Source organism: Lysinibacillus sp. NPDC097231 (assembly GCF_044761885.1).
Classification (GTDB): domain Bacteria; phylum Bacillota; class Bacilli; order Bacillales_A; family Planococcaceae; genus Lysinibacillus.
On sequence record NZ_JBIWDH010000017.1, the window covers coordinates 1 to 17768 of the forward strand.

At 36.9% G+C, this 17768-nt stretch carries 16 protein-coding genes; all 16 read left to right on the top strand.

The genetic code is table 11. From position 1 onward, the window contains the following. The first annotated feature begins 105 nt into the window (after positions 1–105). The 16 genes from ACIQXF_RS11750 to ACIQXF_RS11825 all read left to right on the top strand — a co-directional run bounded on the left by ACIQXF_RS11750 (position 106) and on the right by ACIQXF_RS11825 (position 17743). Positions 106–1053 carry a nuclease-related domain-containing protein gene (locus ACIQXF_RS11750; protein WP_402783039.1) on the top strand — a complete coding sequence of 316 codons (948 nt, stop codon included), beginning with the start codon at positions 106–108 and terminating at the stop codon, positions 1051–1053. Between the two features lie 784 nt (positions 1054–1837). After that, positions 1838–2266 carry a MarR family winged helix-turn-helix transcriptional regulator gene (locus tag ACIQXF_RS11755; protein ID WP_402783041.1) on the top strand — a complete coding sequence of 143 codons (429 nt, stop codon included), beginning with the start codon at positions 1838–1840 and terminating at the stop codon, positions 2264–2266. Between the two features lie 11 nt (positions 2267–2277). Next, positions 2278–3477 (top strand): MFS transporter, encoded by a 1200-nt coding sequence (locus ACIQXF_RS11760; protein WP_402783043.1) that lies wholly within the window; start codon positions 2278–2280, stop codon positions 3475–3477. A gap of 162 nt (positions 3478–3639) precedes the next feature. Further along, positions 3640–4506 carry an iron uptake system protein EfeO gene (efeO, locus tag ACIQXF_RS11765; RefSeq protein ID WP_402783045.1) on the top strand — a complete coding sequence of 289 codons (867 nt, stop codon included), beginning with the start codon at positions 3640–3642 and terminating at the stop codon, positions 4504–4506. 6 nt (positions 4507–4512) lie between these two features. Next, on the top strand, positions 4513–5772 hold the full coding sequence (gene efeB / locus ACIQXF_RS11770) for an iron uptake transporter deferrochelatase/peroxidase subunit (RefSeq protein ID WP_402783047.1): 1260 nt from the start codon (positions 4513–4515) through the stop codon (positions 5770–5772). Next, the gene (locus ACIQXF_RS11775) at positions 5747–7462 is read left to right on the top strand and encodes an FTR1 family iron permease (protein WP_402783049.1); all 1716 of its coding nucleotides are present in this window, start codon (positions 5747–5749) and stop codon (positions 7460–7462) included. Before efeB ends, ACIQXF_RS11775 begins: the two co-directional genes overlap by 26 nt. Before the next feature lie 479 nt (positions 7463–7941). Next, positions 7942–11517, top strand: a complete 3576-nt coding sequence (locus tag ACIQXF_RS11780; protein ID WP_402783051.1) for a chitobiase/beta-hexosaminidase C-terminal domain-containing protein — start codon at positions 7942–7944, stop codon at positions 11515–11517. Between the two features lie 612 nt (positions 11518–12129). Next, on the top strand, positions 12130–12507 hold the full coding sequence (locus ACIQXF_RS11785) for a BlaI/MecI/CopY family transcriptional regulator (protein ID WP_402783053.1): 378 nt from the start codon (positions 12130–12132) through the stop codon (positions 12505–12507). Positions 12508–12515: 8 nt separating this feature from the next. Next, positions 12516–13673: a M56 family metallopeptidase gene (locus ACIQXF_RS11790; RefSeq protein ID WP_402783055.1), complete on the top strand. Its 1158-nt coding sequence runs from the start codon at positions 12516–12518 to the stop codon at positions 13671–13673. A gap of 188 nt (positions 13674–13861) precedes the next feature. After that, the gene (locus tag ACIQXF_RS11795) at positions 13862–14362 is read left to right on the top strand and encodes a hypothetical protein (protein ID WP_402783057.1); all 501 of its coding nucleotides are present in this window, start codon (positions 13862–13864) and stop codon (positions 14360–14362) included. A 73-nt stretch (positions 14363–14435) separates the two neighbouring features. Next, positions 14436–14987 (top strand): hypothetical protein, encoded by a 552-nt coding sequence (locus ACIQXF_RS11800; protein WP_402783059.1) that lies wholly within the window; start codon positions 14436–14438, stop codon positions 14985–14987. 3 nt (positions 14988–14990) lie between these two features. Further along, positions 14991–15635 carry a hypothetical protein gene (locus ACIQXF_RS11805; RefSeq protein WP_402783061.1) on the top strand — a complete coding sequence of 215 codons (645 nt, stop codon included), beginning with the start codon at positions 14991–14993 and terminating at the stop codon, positions 15633–15635. 206 nt (positions 15636–15841) lie between these two features. Next, a complete protein-coding gene (locus tag ACIQXF_RS11810; RefSeq protein ID WP_402783063.1) occupies positions 15842–16192 on the top strand; it encodes a hypothetical protein in 351 nt (116 codons plus the stop codon). Between the two features lie 39 nt (positions 16193–16231). Continuing rightward, complete coding sequence (locus ACIQXF_RS11815; RefSeq protein ID WP_402783065.1) at positions 16232–16828, top strand: hypothetical protein; 597 nt, start codon at positions 16232–16234, stop codon at positions 16826–16828. A 72-nt stretch (positions 16829–16900) separates the two neighbouring features. Continuing rightward, positions 16901–17107: a hypothetical protein gene (locus ACIQXF_RS11820; RefSeq protein ID WP_402783066.1), complete on the top strand. Its 207-nt coding sequence runs from the start codon at positions 16901–16903 to the stop codon at positions 17105–17107. A 3-nt stretch (positions 17108–17110) separates the two neighbouring features. Then, complete coding sequence (locus tag ACIQXF_RS11825; RefSeq protein ID WP_402783068.1) at positions 17111–17743, top strand: hypothetical protein; 633 nt, start codon at positions 17111–17113, stop codon at positions 17741–17743. The last annotated feature ends 25 nt before the right edge of the window (positions 17744–17768 follow it).

Consider the following 17768-nt stretch of genomic DNA (forward strand, 5'->3'; position numbering starts at 1 on the left):
CTAGAAAAGACTATGTAAAAACTGTGATAAAAAAATTTTTTATCACTCTTAAAAACGGGTCAAACCGTTGATATATCAACATTTATAGAGGGAGGTGAAGAAGCAATGATTTTATTAGACCGTCAGGAATCGGAGCAGCACAAAATTTTAGAAGCTTTGATACGAAGATTACCTAGTACACATACTGAATACATGAATTATTTTGAGAAGTTAAGGCGTATACACGCTGGCTTTGCTGGGGAGGAAAGAGTAGATGCAGAATGGCTTGAAATTATTTTACCTCAACCTCATTATTTTCTTCATGGTTTACAAATACACAATCACTTTGGTACTACACATCAAATAGACACCGTTCTACTATGTCCGCAATTTATATTGATACTAGAAATTAAAAATGTAACAGGCTTTCTGGATTTTGATGAATCCTTTAATCAATTTACACGCACTACAGTAGAAGGTGATGTCGAGGGAATGACCAATCCATTTCATCAAGGTAGTCGACATAAGGAGTGGGTGAAGGGGATGTTACAACAGTCACAACTTGAGATTCCTGTTTATTACACTGTCGTTTTAGCAACGAAAAATGCAATTTTATCGAAGAGTTTAAGGGGACAGCCAATTTTTCATGTTTCAGGTTTACGTTATCACATTAGAAAATTGTTACAGCAGCATAAAGAAAGAGTGGTGGATGAGGAAGAGCTCTTTCGATTTTCTACTAAATTATTGTCCATGCATAAACCAATCAAAAAAGAAATAGCAGTGCCTATCCAGGATATAGTGAAAGGTGTGTTATGTGAAAGTTGTTTAAATGGACAGTCGATGAACTATCGTTACCCAAAATGGTATTGTCAGCGGTGCGGGACAGTAGATCAAGAGGCTATTTTTAGGACTCTTGAAGATTTTCGATTGCTAGTAGGCGAAACGTTAACAAATAAAAGCTTTTGTGAGTTTTTTAAAATAGATTCACCGAATATAGCTTATAAATTACTACAAAAGTTACCTTTGACAGCTAAGGGAACAAAAAGGCATAGGAAGTATAGGATTGTTAATTAAAGAGCCAAAATTCAAGCGGTCTGAATTTTGGCTAGAAGTGTTGTGACGGATAGAAGGTTCGGAGTGATGGAAAGAACAGAGGAATCGCCGTATAGATATCTCAAGGAGACGGATAGAACTAACGGCGCCGGAAAACAAGGCGACACCGCCGGACAGAAGTCTCAGAGCGACGGAAAGAACTAAGGTAGTGCCGTATAGATATCTCAAGGAGACGGATAGAATTAGCGGTGACGGAAAGCAAGGCCACTCCGATGGATAGAAGTCTCAAAGCGACGGAAAGAAGCAAGGTACCGCCGGTTAGATATCTCAAGGAGACGGATAGAACTAACGGCGCCGGAAAGCAGGGCGACACTGCCGGATAGAAGTCTCAAAACGAAGGAAAGAAGCAAGGTACCGCCGGTTAGATATCTCAAGGAGACGGAAAGAACTAACGGCGCCGGAAAGCAAGGCGACACCGCCGGATAGAAGTCTCAGAGCGACGGATAGAAGCAAGGTACCGCCGATTAGATATCTTAGGGTGACGGATAGAACTAACGGCGCCGGAAAGCAAGGCGACACCGCCGGATAGAAGTCTCAGAGTGACGGAAAGAAGCAAGGTACCGCCGGATAGATATCTCAGGGTGACGGAAAGAACTAACGGCGCCGAAAAGCAAGGCGACACCGCCGGATAGAAGTCTCAAAGCGACGGAAAGGACCATGACACCGACGGATAGCGGGCATAATTCATACTAGACAAATAGATATTTGAGGTATATAGTTAGCTAGGCTAACCAATTGAATAGGGGTGGTATTTTTGACGATCGAACAAGACTTTTTTAATCAGTACCGCTTAATGTACAGACCGTTTATCAATCAAGTGAATGTGCAGTTAGAGCAATATCAGTTGTATAGCTCACAATGGGCTGTTCTTCGATTATTGATGGATAAAGGGCCACATACATTCGTTGATATTGCGAATTTTATGTCTATTGAGAAGCCGAGTGTGACGAGGCTTGTGCAAAAGCTTGTGGAGCTTGGCTATGTGGAAACTGTAGCGGGGAGGGATAAGCGCGAAAAGCTGGTACAATTATCGGCTCATGGTGAAGAGCTTGTGTATGAAATTAAGGCGCATTTAAAACCATTTTTTGAACAGGCACTCGTAGGTGTCCCAAAGCAGGATATTGAAATTGCAACACAAGTTTTAGCGAAAATTTGTGCAAACATAAATCGGTAGGAGAGAAAAAAGTGGAAGTATCTAGACAGAAATTATGGACAAAGGATTTTTTAATCGTTTCACTGATTAACTTTACCATTACGTTAATCTTTTATTTATTAATGGTAACGATTGCAGGCTATGCTGTTGAGCATTTTGGGGCTTCCACTAGTACAGCAGGGCTTGTATCGAGTATTTTTATTATCGGTACTTTATTTGGACGTCTTGGGACAGGACGGGTTATTGGAGATTGGGGCAGTAAAAAGACATTATTTTGTGGATTATTATTGTTTATGCTGTCAACGATATCTTATTTTATCGCAGGAAATTTGCCGCTGTTAATGATTAATCGTTTAGTACAGGGGATTGCGCTTGGTATTGCAAGTACGGCAACAGGAACGATTATTGCACAAATTTTGCCGCCTGAACGACGTGGTGAAGGGATTGGCTATTATAGTTTAAGTGCCATTTTAGCTACTGCAATCGGCCCGTTTGTAGGTATTCTTTTAACACAGCTGTTTGAGGATTATCGTATGATTTTTGCAGTTGATTCTGTATTAACCATTATTTGCTTTTTAATGTATTTTATCGTTACTGTTCCTGATGCTCCGAAGAAGGCGAAAGACTCAGTAGTAAAAGCAGGCTTTAAGCTGTCCAATTTTATTGAAATGCGTGCTGTGCCAATTGCTTTTGTGGCACTCGTTATTGGCTTTTCATACTCAGGGGTTATGTCATTTATGACGTTTTACGCAAAAGAGCTTGATTTGGTATCAGCGGGAAGTTATTTCTTTATCATTTATGCGATTGTTATTTTAGCGACACGTCCTTTTACAGGGAAATTATTAGACACTAGAGGTGCGAACATTGTTATCTATCCATGTCTAGTCATTTTTGCAATCGGTATGTATGCCTTTAGTTGGGCGACAAGTAGTGTTGTATTTTTACTAGCTGCTGCTTGCATAGGGATTGGTTATGGCAATTTCAATTCAGTAGCGCAAGCAATAGCTATTAAGGTTACACCAAATGAGCGGTTAGGACTTGCAACTTCGACATATTTTATATTATATGATTTAGGCTTAGGGGTCGGTCCTTATTTCTTAGGATTCTTCGTGCCGACGTCGGGGTACAGTGCCATTTTCTTCGCGATGGTATTCGTTATTTTAGTGTCAATTATTCTATATTATTTCTTATATGGGAAATATGAAAATTTAAAACAAGCGAAAATTTCATAGATTAGAATAATTGTATTGTAGGTAAAACGTTATTTTGCTAGTTGACTATACATTCCAACTACAAGATAGCGTTTTTTTCTTTAAATAAAAATACTTCTTGCAATCGACTATGATAATCATTATCATTCTCGATATAAACTATTTCGGAAGTAGGTACTTAGCATGAAAAAAACATCATTATTGTCAGTATTAGTTGCAGGTGGCATAATTATGACTGGCTGCGGCAATACAGATGAAACTAAAAAAGAAGATAAACCTGCAACAGAGCAAGTAGAACAAGCTTCGAAGGTTGATTTATCTACTGAACTAGCAGCTTATCAACAATTTGCTTTAGAGCAAATGGATCAGTTCTTACTAGAAACAGAAAAATTTGTGACTCTATTTAAAGCTGGCGACATTGAAAGCGCAAAAGCAGCCTATGCACCAGCACGTATGTATTTCGAGCGTTCTGAACCAATCGCAGAAAGCTTTGGTGATCTTGACCCACGTATCGACGGTCGTTTAGCCGATATCCAAGAAGAAGGTAAGGGCGAGGAAGAGTGGTCGGGTTATCATAAGCTTGAACATGCATTATGGGTAGAAAATAAAACTGCGGGCTATGAAGCTATTGCAGATCAATTATTAGCAGATGCAAAAGAATTACATGCATTAGTTCAAACTGTTGAAGTGACGCCAGATTTAATGATCACCGGTGCTGTAGATTTATTAAATGAAGTATCAACATCTAAAATCTCTGGTGAAGAAGAAATCTATTCTCATACAGACCTTTATGATTTTAAAGCAAATATCGAAGGCGCAGAAAAAATCTTTGAAATCCTACGTCCAAAATTAGAAGCGAAAGACAAAGATTTAGTAGCTACATTAGATGAAAAATTCAAAGCAGTGGATGATTTATTGGCACAGCATGCAACAACTGACGGCGGATATATTTCTTATGAGGAATTAACAGAAGAACATACAAAGGCGCTTGCAGCAGCTGTAAATCAACTTGGAGAACCATTAAGCCAAATGGGAATTATTTTGGAGTGATTATAAATGACAACGTCGAATGATGAAAAATGGAGCAATAAAAAAATATCTAGACGTGATATGTTAAAGCTAACAGGCATAGGGGTAGCTGGTGTCGCTATTGGTGCTTCTGGCTTAAGTGGTGTTATGAAAGCAATGGGCTACGATGTGTTCGAGCCCGTTGCGGACAGCACAACAGCACGTAATAAAGTTGATTTTTATGGCAAACATCAATCTGGCATTGTAACACCCGTTCAAACGAATATATATTTTGCTTCTTTGGATGTTTTGTTTACTTCAAAGAAAGACCTACAAGAGTTGTTCAAACAATGGACACCTCTTGTTGTACGTTTAATGAATGGTGAATTAATGGTAGATTTAACAACAAATACAAGAGTTCCAACGGGAGACACAGGTGAGGCTGCAGGCTTAGATGCATCGAATTTATCTATCACAATAGGTGTTGGGCCATCTTTGTTCGATAAGCTTGGTATTCAGCATTTAAAGCCAGCAGAGTTAAAGGATTTACCGCATTTCCCGAAAGATCAGCTTCAAAAAGAATTTACAGGTGGAGACCTTTGTATTCAAGCATGTGCGGATGATCCACAGGTGGCGTTTCATGCAGTCCGTAATCTAGTGCGTGCAGCATCTGGTAAGGTTGAAATTAAATGGTCACAGGCAGGCTTCAACTCTTTCCCAGCTGGTGGAGGAACACCTCGTAATTTATTCGCATTTAAGGATGGTACGGTCAACCCATCGATTACGGATGAAAAAGATTTAAACAAAGTGGTATGGGTCGATAAAGGCTGGCTAAAAGGTGGCTCTTATTTAGTTGCTCGTAAGGTTCAAATGCATCTTGAAACATGGGATCGTACATCTCTGAAAGATCAGGAAGCAACATTTGGGCGTTATCGCGATAGTGGTGCACCACTTGGTAAAACGAAGGAATTTGATGATTTTGATGTAGAAGCGAAGGATAACAAGGGAGAGTATATTATGCCAGATACTTCTCATGTACATTTGGCACGTAAATCGGGTGCCCGTATGCTACGTCGTTCGTATTCCTATGCATCAGGTGTTATGACTAAAACAGGAGCACATGATGCGGGGCTAATATTTATATCTTATCAAAAAGACCCAGCCCAATTTATAACAGTTCAAAATAGTTTAGGGCGCATGGATAAAATGAATGAGTACATTACCCATCGAGGCAGTGCAGTGTTTGCTTGCTTCCCTGGTGTACAAAAGGGGAGTTATTTAGGTGAAGCACTTTTTAACGCGCTGTAGCATAGTACTTTGCTTATTATTGGTACTAGCTGTGCCTGTGCAGGCAGCACAATCTTATAGTCACTTATACATTTCTATTAGTGATGCGCTAATCAATACAAAGCAGGACAAGGAAGCTGAGGCAGAGCGTGCTCTTGATCAGTTTGCCAAGGACTGGGCTTCAGTTACATCAGAACAAAAGGCAGCACAAGAAAAAGTTAATGACATTCTTGCACAAGCAGTAAAAGCTACTTCAAAGGATGGACGTATAGAGGCGCTATCTGCTTTATCAAATGCCTTACGCGCGCTAGAAAAGCTTGAAAATCCTGTGGATGAAGCGGCACAGCGAGCAGAGTTTGGTACGAAATTCAAGCCTATTATGAAAGCATTTGAACAAGCATTAGCAAGTGGTGATATACCGACAATTGATGCGGCTTATAAGGATTTTAATGCGAAATGGAAAAAGGTTGAACGTCCTGTACGTGAGCAAAGCATTGCCATGTACGGCCAAATTGAAACACAAATGGCCTTTATACGGATATCACTTGCATCTGAAAAACCAGATATAGCCTCAATGCAATCACAATATGCAGATTTAAAACAATCCATCGAGGATTTTGTAGCAGGGAATGAGACCGCCGAAGCTATAGAGGGAGAATATTCTTTAGCAACATTAATTGCTTATATCGATGAGGCAAACGATTTTATCGATGCAGGAGACTATCAGGCTGCATCTGATAAAATTCGAGAATTCATTAAAATATGGCCAAGTGTAGAGATAGATATTTCCACACGTAACGGTAGTCTGTATACAAAAATTGAAAGTGATATGCCAATTCTTGTTAGTGATCTATTGAAGTCTCAAGTGGATGAAAAAGCTATTAAAAGTAAGCTGAATACTTTCCGCACAGAAATAGAGCTAATTCAAGGGGACTCAGATTATACTTTATGGGATGCAGCCCTAATCTTATTGCGTGAGGGCTTAGAGGCATTACTCATTATTTTAGCATTAGCATCGTTCTTAGAGAGATCAGGGCAAAAGACAATGCGTAAATGGATATATATTGGTGCACTAGCAGGGATCTTACTATCAGCGGTAGCAGCTATTTTAATGTCGACAATTTTCCAATCTGCGACAATTGATACAAGTCGAGAGTTAATGGAAGGTTATATCGGATTGTTAGCTGCAGCAATGATGATTGGCGTTGGTATTTGGCTGCATAGTAAATCAAGTGTGGCAAGTTGGAATCGCTATATCTCCAAACAAATGGGTAATGCAATCTCAAGTGGCTCGGTGTTTGCAATGGCTACAATAAGTTTCTTATCTGTCTTCCGTGAAGGGGCAGAAACACTTGTATTTTACGCTGGGATTGCACCTAAAATGGAGACCTCTCAATTTATGTTGGGTATTGGAGTGGCACTTTTAGTATTAGCTATTTTTGCACTAGTGTTATTTAAAGCAAGTGGGAAAATTCCAATTCATAAGTTTTTCGCTGTGGCAACAGTGTTAATTTATGTACTAGCATTTAAAATTATTGGTGTCAGTCTGCATACATTGCAGTTGAGAGATTCAGTTTCAACGACAATCGTAGATGGCTTGCCAGTTGTCAACATTATTGGCTTCTATCCAACTGTAGAAACAATGCTTGGACAAGCGATTTTACTTGTGCTTGTTGTAGCTACGATTATCTATAAAAAGAAACATAAATAAGTAGAAGGGCAGATGGATATATGTTCATCTGCCTTTTATTTTTTAGAAAGACCATTGTGTCAATGAAATTAAGGTGTCATCTGCAATAAAGAAACACACTTCTGCAAAATGTAGGGTTGAATGGATAATAGTCTCTTGACCAGTAACTGGTTAAGAGGCTATTTCTTTTGACGTAAATGTAATTTGCCCGTTCTTTTAGAGTTAAGCAACTTAGCTAAGTGTCAATTTTGTTTATCGTATGTTATAAATTTCTAAATTCTCTATAGTTGTGTGTTTTTCTATTATTACAATTTATTAACATAATATAAATACTATAAAAATAGTGAATTAATAATAATATGTTTACATATATATGTAATGGGGAAATATGTTTTTAATTGCATTAACGCATATGATGACAACCTTGCATACGAAAATGATCTTATCTTTTGTACTTTAAAAAAACTATCATCCTTAAAATTGAAAGGAGAATTGATTTGATGTCAAAGAAGAATTGGAAGAAGCCGATAAATGCCTTTTTAGCAACATCTCTAGTCGCAAGTATTGCCGCACCAGTAGCCCCCATCACTGTAAATGCTGAAACACTTGCAACGGATTTAATCATTTCAGAGTATATTGAAGGAAGTTCCTTCAATAAAGCAATTGAAATATATAATGGTACAGGCGCCGCGGTTGATTTAAGTAATTATACGCTAGAGCTTCATACGAACGGGGAAGTTAGCGCGAAGAATAAAGTGAGTCTGACAGGTACTCTAGAAAACGGTGCTACGTATGTTTTATATCATAAAGATGCAGATCCAAACATTAAAGCAAAAGGAAATCTAGAAAACATAACGGTTATTAATTTCAATGGAAATGATCCAGTCGTATTAAGGAAATCTGGTGAAATAGTCGATTCCATTGGACAAGTTGGTTCTTCAGCAGATTTTGCTAAAGATGTAACTTTAGTAAGAAAGGCTTCAGTCTTGACGGGCGATACAAATATTAATGATCCATTTAATTCAGCATCAGAATGGAATTCATTTTTAGTAGATGATTTCTCCAATTTAGGCCAACACGTAATGGATAACGATTCAGGTGAGCCTGTTGACCCCGAAGCACCGGCAATTCTTTCAATTGGAGATGCTCGAAATAAAGGTGTAGGTGAAACGGTCACTATCAAAGGTAGAGTTGCAGCGGGCTTGAAAAATACGTTCTCAGTCCAAGATGATACAGGTGGTATTGCCGTAAGACCTACTAGTCTCGCTATGTCTGTCGGAGATGAAGTTACTTTAAAGGGAAAGTTAGCTGACTATCGAGGGTTACTACAATTAGATGGTGCTACAATCGTTGAAAAAGTTGAAAATGCCGGTGTACCTTCTCCAAAGGTAGTAACAGGAGCTCAAGTAAATGAGGATAGCGAATCACAGCTAGTAACAGTGAATAATGTTACTCTTACAGATGTTCAGCAAGGGGCTGGATGGGCAAACTTTACTGCAAATGACGGAACGAATTTCCTCGTACGAGATGAAACAAATTCGCTGGGATTAACTATCGGTACAAACTATGAATCTATCACTGGTATTGTTCAACAGTTTGATAAAGACTATCAAGTCATTCCTCGATCAAAAGAAGATATCGTAGAGGATAGTTCAGCACTAAAACCTGCTATCGCATCTCCTGGAAGTGGGACGTTTGTTGGGAAAACAACAGTTACATTAACAACACCGACGGCAAATGCAGAAATTTATTACACAGTGGATGGCACGAAACCAACTGATAAAAGTCTTAAATATGAGACACCAATTGAGATTAGCAAAAATACTACTTTAAAAACAATAGTTAAAGCTAAAGATGGCACATACAGTGAAATAACTACATTTGATTATATCTTTGCAGATAAATTACAAATTCATGATATTCAAGGTGCAGGGCATGCTTCAACATTTGATGGCAAGACAGTTGAAGGAATTGAAGGAATCGTAACTTATTCATTTACGTTAAATAATAATTGGTATTATACGATACAAACTCCAGATGAATTAGTTGATAATGATCCAAATACTTCTGAAGGAATTTTTCTGTACAGTGGCAATAAACCATGGCCAGTAAAGGTAGGGGATTTAGTATCTGTTAAAGGTAAAGTAAGCGAATATGCTTACGATGGATATGATGACAGGCAGCAATCAGATTTAAAAACTACACAAATTAATGTGCGTAACGATCAAAATGGGAAAGTAGAAGTACTTAAAAGTAGTGTAGCATTACCAAAAGCAATTAATATTGATAAGTTAAAAATGTCTTTTAGTAAAATCGACAGTGATCAGCTTGGCATTTTTAATCCAACAATCGACGCTATTGATTTTTGGGAAAGTATTGAAGGTATGAGAGTAGAAGTTGGCAACGTGAAAGCGGTAGCGCCACAGGAGCATGGAGATTTAGTAACGGTACTTGAGGATGAACCAACAAACACCATTCACGGTGGGGTATTGTATGAGAAAGATAATGCAAACCCAAACAGAGTTCAATTCCGATTAGAACCGAATGGAGCTGCACGTGATTTTGAGGTTGCTACAGGTGATAAGTTTAAAGGGCCAATTACAGGAATCGTAGGCTATTCCTATCAAAACTTTAAAATCTATGCTTCCTTAGATGAAATGAAGGCAGCATATGAAAAAGGAAATACATCACCAGAGAGAACAAAAATTGTAAAGGCAGAAGATAAGTTAACAATTGCCTCGTACAATTTGGAGAACTTCTCGAATAATAAAACTTCAACTACTGATGATAAAGCGAAAAAACTGGCAAGAGCAATTGGTATAGATATGGGCAGCCCTGATATTGTTGGTGTAACAGAGGTGCAGGATAATAACGGGCCATCTGCAGGTGATTCCAAAGCAGATCAAAGCTATAAAAGATTAATCGACGCTATTAAAGATGTAGGTGGTGTCGAGTATCAATATGTTAATATCGATCCAATTAACAATCAAGATGGTGGAGCACCAGATGCGAATATTCGAGTTGGCTTCCTTTATAATCCAGAGCGAGTTAAGCTGAAGGAAGGTATGCCAGCAGGAGATGCCACAACAGCTGTTGGTTATACAGATGGAAAATTAACACTGAATCCCGGGCGTATTGATCCAGCAAATGGAGCGTTTAATAGTAGTCGTAAACCTTTAGCAGCACAATTTAAATTCCAAGATGAAGATGTAATTGTTATCGCAAATCATTGGAATTCAAAAACTGGAGATACTCCTTTATTTGGTGCGATTCAGCCCCCACAGTATGGAAGTGAAGTGCAACGTAAAAAAATCGCCAATATTGTTTATAATTTTGTTGGGGACATTAAATCAAAAAATCCAGATGCAAATATTGTTTCTTTAGGTGATTTCAATGATTATCAATTTGCGGATGCTCTTAAAATCCATGAAGGTCAATTGATGACAAATATGATTAATAAAGTGGATGCTTCAGATCGTTACACATATGTATTTCAAGGGAACTCACAAGTATTAGATCATATTTTAGTGTCAAACAATCTGGCAGATAAAACAGATGTCGATATTCTTCATATTAATGCTGATTTTACGGACATGGCTGGTCGTGCAAGTGACCATGATCCTGTAATGATTCAAATTGATGTTAATAAAGGTTCAAATGTTGAACCGATTCAGCCTGAAATAGTATATGACTATAAGAACTTCAAGAAGAACAAATTGACAATAAATAAACCAAGTGTGGCAGTGCATTTAGATGCTCAATCTATTATTCCAAAAGGCGTATTCCTGAAAGGTGCCTACGCGGAGCTACATGGAGAAGGCTTTAAGACGACTGATGTTATTCTTAGCCCAGCGAAAGCAGGGATGATTATTGACCTTAAGGGCAATAGCGTGAAAACACTCACAATTGAAGGTCCAAAAGTCAGTGAAATAAGAGGCGCTGAAAATTTAGATTTACAATCGATCATCTATAAAAAGGGTTCAGCCCCTGAACAAATTAAATTTACAAATTCGAAGGGGAAACCCATTGTGAATCCTTCTTTGACTGCTGAAAACAATCAATCAATCATTAACTAACAAAACTGTAGCTGTTGGAGAAGAAAAAATTATTAATATATCTGTAGAAGAGTACTCAAAAAAGGCTGTCCTGAAAGTCCCTAAATAAAAAGTTCGATTTGGAGAACGAGTAGTTTTCCAAATCGAACTTTTTTCTTGTGACTTAAAGTAACGAGGCGGATGATCACGTAAACAACCAATTGCCCTTGATGTCACCGAACATGTTTCGACATCCACTTTGCGCTTCGCATTCATTTCTTCAAAGACCAGATCCAAGTGGATTTGACGATTGCCTTTTGCTTTTGTACAAAGCGCTTTCAACGGACAATCTATAAAATCCAGTTAGACTGGTGGTTCTAATTTTTTAGGAAGACTCTTGTGTTAATCAAATTAGGTAGGTGGCAATTTTGTTTAATTTGAAATAAAAAAATCTAATTAAATATAAGATAACTTTATGAAGTTTTTAGAAGACAACGATTTCAGTAAAAATCTATTCACTTTTTTCTGCTATTTCGTCATAAAAAAACAGATAAAATTATATATCACCAAATATTGACAGTTACTACAAGTTTATAGTATTGTTACTATAAACTTGTAGTAACAATATAGCAAATTTATAATTATAGAAAGTAGATGGGTAATTTGTTAAAATTACAAAATTTAACAGATACAGAAATGGAAGTAATGCAAGTTATTTGGAAAATGAATAAAGCTGTAAAATCAAGTGAATTGTTAGACATCTTTTCAGAAAAAGGTTGGAAAGGACAAACAATTGCTACCTTTTTATCCAGATTAGTAGATAAAGGGTTATTGTCTGTAACAAGAGAAAAAGGGCGTATTAATATTTACAGTCCTTGTTTAACATTTAAAGAATATAAAAAAAAGGAAGCTAAGAGTTTATTAGATACGATGTATCAAGGGTCTGTGAAAACCTTTTTAGTGACACTCTACGGTGATAAAGTAACAGATGATGAATTAGACGAATTGAAAGATTGGTTTTCAGATAAGTAGGTGGAAAGATGGATGAATGGTTGAATATTGTGATGGCTTTATCAGTTGCTGGCAGTAGTATATTCATTATTTCATATTGTATTACCTCGATTTCAAGGGAGGCACTCGCTGCTAGATGGTATTACTGGAGTAGAAAATTAGCACTTTTCTTTTTCATTGTGCCTATTTTTCTCATATTAAATGTGCCTCTCTTGTTTAAAAAAGACAATCAGTTTTTACAGTTAGGAAGACTACCGATTGTCCAACAAAACACTATATCCCTATCAGAAATCTTTGTACAAATTGTGTTTGTTGCTTGGCTAATTGGTGCTATTGGAACAGGCTTATGGTTTTTGTATATGTATCGAGGCTTTTATCAAAAGATACATAAAAACTTTGTTGCAGTGCCTAAAGAACATGTAGTGTGGTCTATTTTAGAGCGACAGCGAAGGGATAAGAACTTGAAATATAGTGTCAACCTTGCCTATTGTCGGGAGAATATTAGCCCGATTTTAGTGGGAATGTTTAAGCCAACGATTGTGTTGCCTATGTATGCGATTCCAGATGAAGAACTAACCATGATTATCAACCATGAATTGACGCATTATAAGAAAAAAGATTTATGGATAAAAAGAGCCATGATCGTAGTGACAATGCTTCATTGGTATAATCCGTTTATCTATCTTTTACATAAGGAAATAACAAAGTGGTGTGAGTTTTCTTGTGATGAAGATGTTGTGATGAAACTGTCTCATTCAGAGCGAAAAAAATATGGCGAAACCATCTTAAATATGATACAACGTACAAATCAACATGCAAGCTCGCCCTATTCAACGTCTTTTTTTACAACTGGACAAATGAGATTAAAAAAGCGATTGGTAAGGATATTAAAAGTAAAAAAAGTAAGTAAGTCGAGTATTGTTATAGCTATTACACTATTTTTAGTTTTTGGAAGTGTTGGGATTGTCAGTTCGGTATTTGCTCATAAAAATATACCGTCTGTTCCAGAAAAAGGAAACGAAGTAATACCACTAGAACAGGTTGACCATGATAAAAAAGAAGTTGAAAAAAGTAGCTCAGAGATAATTTCAGTTAAATTATCAGATGAATCAAGGTTTTCTAAAGAGGAATGGGCAAAAATTCTGAAACAGATTGAAAATAATGAGGTGATTTTGGAAAAAGAATAAAAAGGAAGTTCTATATTTGCACCTTTTATATAGAATTTTTCATATGAATATCCTTATAGCTTACTATACGTATATGGTTGGATAATTTTTTATTGTTTTTCAGGTATTTTTTTTACTTAAAAGTAATTTCTTTAAAATATAATGGATATTTTTGTTTTTTGACAAATAATGAAGGGAGGTGATGAGAAATGTTAAAAAAAAGTATGGTAACAACGTTTAGTTTAGCTCTAATGGTAACGTTAGGTCATAATTCTGCAAGTGCTATGGAGGTTTTAGTAACTGATTTAGAAGATGAAAATTTAGTAGTAGAGCTTAGTGAGGCAAAAGATAACTTCATAAAAGAAAAAGCTTTTGAAGAAATAACACCTTTTTTAAGTGTACAAGTATCTTCTTCATCTCTTGGCGTAAATCAATATGCTAAGTCAAATATTGCTTACTATATAAAAAAAGGTGAAATGGTAAGTATTAAAAGCGTTACATGGAATCCAACAGGACAAAAAGTTCAAGTAGGGCTTATTCATGCCACTACAGGTGCCCAGTATTGGTCTGATAGCTTTTCTGGAGGGAGTATAACTGGTGGGTCTTTCACTCTACCCCTAACAGCTTCTGATGGAAATTATTATCTTGCTATTGGTACTCCATCCACAAACACTACAAATATTAATGTTAGTGGACTATTTGATTTTTAAATTAAGAATAAACCAATGCTATTAGGAGTTTTGAAACTTAAATCATAATTCAATTAAAAAGGAGAGTTTTATTATGAAAAAATTAGCTTCATTTTTCTCAATTTTCGCATTGTTCTTAGTATTAATTATGCCACAAAATGCGGCAGCAGCTTCTACTTATAGTGCTGGTGCAAGTTCACCATCTACGATTTATGCTTATAGCCTCAATCAATGGTCTGAAGATGGTTTTTGGGATTTAAGAAATATAAACTCTATACCTGATACAGCCGTTGTGACAGCAGCTAAGTTAAATTGGAGCATTTGTACAAGCTGTGGGATGACTTATAATACGGTTTCTGTGGGTCTGTTTGTTCAAAATGGATCTGGTGATTGGATGGACTCAGGTTTTTACAACTATAACTTTGGTGGTCAACCTGTAAAACAAATATGGTTTACTAGTTTCAAATCAACGAAATTTAATAGTTTTGGATATATTCAACCTAATTTAACTATATTATGGGAAGATTCTGCGAGTGCGAAATCGGGTTCGTTTATATTAAATGAATCACCTAATGGAATTCTTGCTGATAAAGATAGCCTTGTTGAAAAACAAGAAGTAACGTTGGTTAATTTAGAGGAGGAATAACCGATGGCAGTTATAGTGAATTCAATAGGGAATCTAGGATGGGTTGCTAATTTTCAAACCAATCAAAGCTTTCACCCTTTTAAAATAGAAGAAGGTGAAGGTGAAGGTGAAATAGATTCTAAAAAAGCTGAGATTGAAACCTCACGTAAAGAATATGCAGAATTCATACAATCTAGCAATTCTATTTATCAAGGGGCAACTCCAACTCAACTTGTCAACAAACAAACAAATTCTATTAATATTGTAGCAGGTATTTACTATAATTTAGGAACAGTAAATGGCAAACCTTTGAATGGTACGCCTTTAGCAAGTGGGGGATTCAACTCGAACTTCAGTCCTAAAATATGGAAAGTACCGGGTTCGTCCATTGTAACACCAGAGCAAGAAACGGCACTTAAAATGCGACAATCCTATTCACTACCTGAACGTCAAGAAGCAAATGAACTTGTGGCTGTCTTTATGAGCCTCTCTCGGTTAGCGGAAGGAAAAAAATCTGTAGATAGCATGAATGATGATGCTATGTTTATGCAACATTTCCCAAAATTCGCTAAAGGGATAGGGCTTGATTTAAGTCAACCGTTTACCATCAATGGAAAATCGTTTACTTATTCACAAGAAACTTTGCAAATGATAGCTACAGAAGATTGACAATTAATATGTTTTTACATGGCAATTCAAATAATTAAGAGCTATCGTTTTTAGTATTAATTATCCCACAAAATGCGGCAGCAGCTTCTACTTATAGCGCTGGTGCAAGTTCTCTATCTACTATTTATGCTTATAGCCTCAATACATGGTCTGCGCAAGGTTTCTGGGATTTAAGTAATGTAAGTTCTATACCAGATACAGCAGTTGTGACAGGAGCTAAATTAAATTGGAATATTTGCACAAGCTGTGGTATGACTTATAGTACAACTGCTGTTGGTTTGTTTATACAGAGTGGAGCTGGGGATTTGATGGATTCAGGTTTCTACAACTATAATTTTGCAGGGCAACCTGTTAAACAAAAATGGTCAACTAAATTCCAAGCATCCAAATTCAGTGGTTCGGGTTATATACAGCCTGTTTTAACACTTTTATGGACCGATTCAGTAAGTGCAAAATCTGGTGAATTCATGTTAAGTGAATCTTCTACGGGTACTCTTTTGGAGGAAGCAGACCTTGTTGAGATAGTAGGACTAACATCAATTGAAATGGAGGAATAGTTGATGAAAGTTTCGTTTAATTCCGTTGGAGGTTTGGGAATGGTTTCTACATTCCAAGCGCAGCAACATCAAAACTCTTTTAACACTGAAATAGATAAAGCAGATTCTAAACAAGAAAAAATCGAAGCATCGCGTGAGAAATATTCAGAATTTGTACAATCTTGTAATGCCATTTATCAAGAAGCGACGCCTACGCAGCTTGTTGATAAACAAACAAATTCCATCACTATTACTAACGGTGTGTACTATCATTTAGGTACAGTTAATGGCAAACCTCTTAATGGCACGGCTTTGACTGGTGGTGGCTTTAATTCTAATTTCAATCCTATGTTTAAAGAGCCAGCGACCGGATCAAAGGTAACGCCTGAACAAGAGGCTTTAATTAAACGGCGTCAGTCGTATTCACAAGATGAGCATCAAGGGGCAAATGAACTTGTGGCTGTCTTTATGAGCCTCTCTATGTTAGCGGAAGGAAAAAAATCTGTGGATAGCATGAATGATGATGCTATGTTTACGCAACATTTCCCAAAATTCGCAAAAGGGATAGGGCTTGATTTAAGTCAACCGTTTACCATCAATGGAAAATCGTTTACTTATTCACAAGGAACTTTGCAAATGATAGCTACAGAAGATTGACAATTAATATGTTTTTACATGGCAATTCAAATAATTAAGAGCTATCGTTTTTAGTATTAATGATCCCACAAAATGCAGCAGCAGCTTCTACGAATAGCGCTGGTTCAAGTTCACCATCTACTATTTATTCCTACACTCAACTCGTGGTCTGACTATGGTTATTGGGATTTAGAAATACAAGCTCTATTTCTGATACAGCCGTTGTTACAGCAGCTAAATTGGGGTATTTGTACAAGCTGTGGAATGTCTTACAGTACAACTAATGTTGGGGAGGAATAATTTGTGGAAATAAAATCTATTTCGTTTAAAAGTCTAGGAACTATTGCTAGTTTTCAAGTAAATCAAAATCAAAAGTCTATTGAAATGGAAGACATTAAAACAGATACTAAACAAGAAAAAATCGAAGCATCGCGTGAAAAATATGCGAAATTTGTACAATCTTGTAATGCCATATATCAAGAAGCGACGCCTACGCAGCTTGTTGATAAACGAACCAATTCTATCACTATTACTAACGGTGTGTACTATCATTTAGGCACAGTTAATGGCAAACCTCTTAATGGCACAGCTTTGACTGGTGGTGGCTTTAATTCAAATTTTAGCCCTATGATACAGTGGACAGGAGTTGGTTCAAAAGTAACGCCAGAGCAAGAAGCAGCGCTTAAAATGCGACAGTCCTACTCACTACCTGAGCATCAAGAATCAAATGAACTTGTGGCTGTCTTTATGAGCCTTTCTAGGTTAGCGGAAGGAAAAAAATCTGTGGATAGTATGAATGATGATGCTATGTTTACGCAACATTTCCAAAAATTCGCGAAAGGGATAGGGCTTGATTTAAGTCAACCGTTTATCATCAATGGTAAATCGTTTACTTATTCACAAGGAATATTGCAAATAACAGCTACAGAGGATTGATCAATAAATATGTTTTTACATGGTA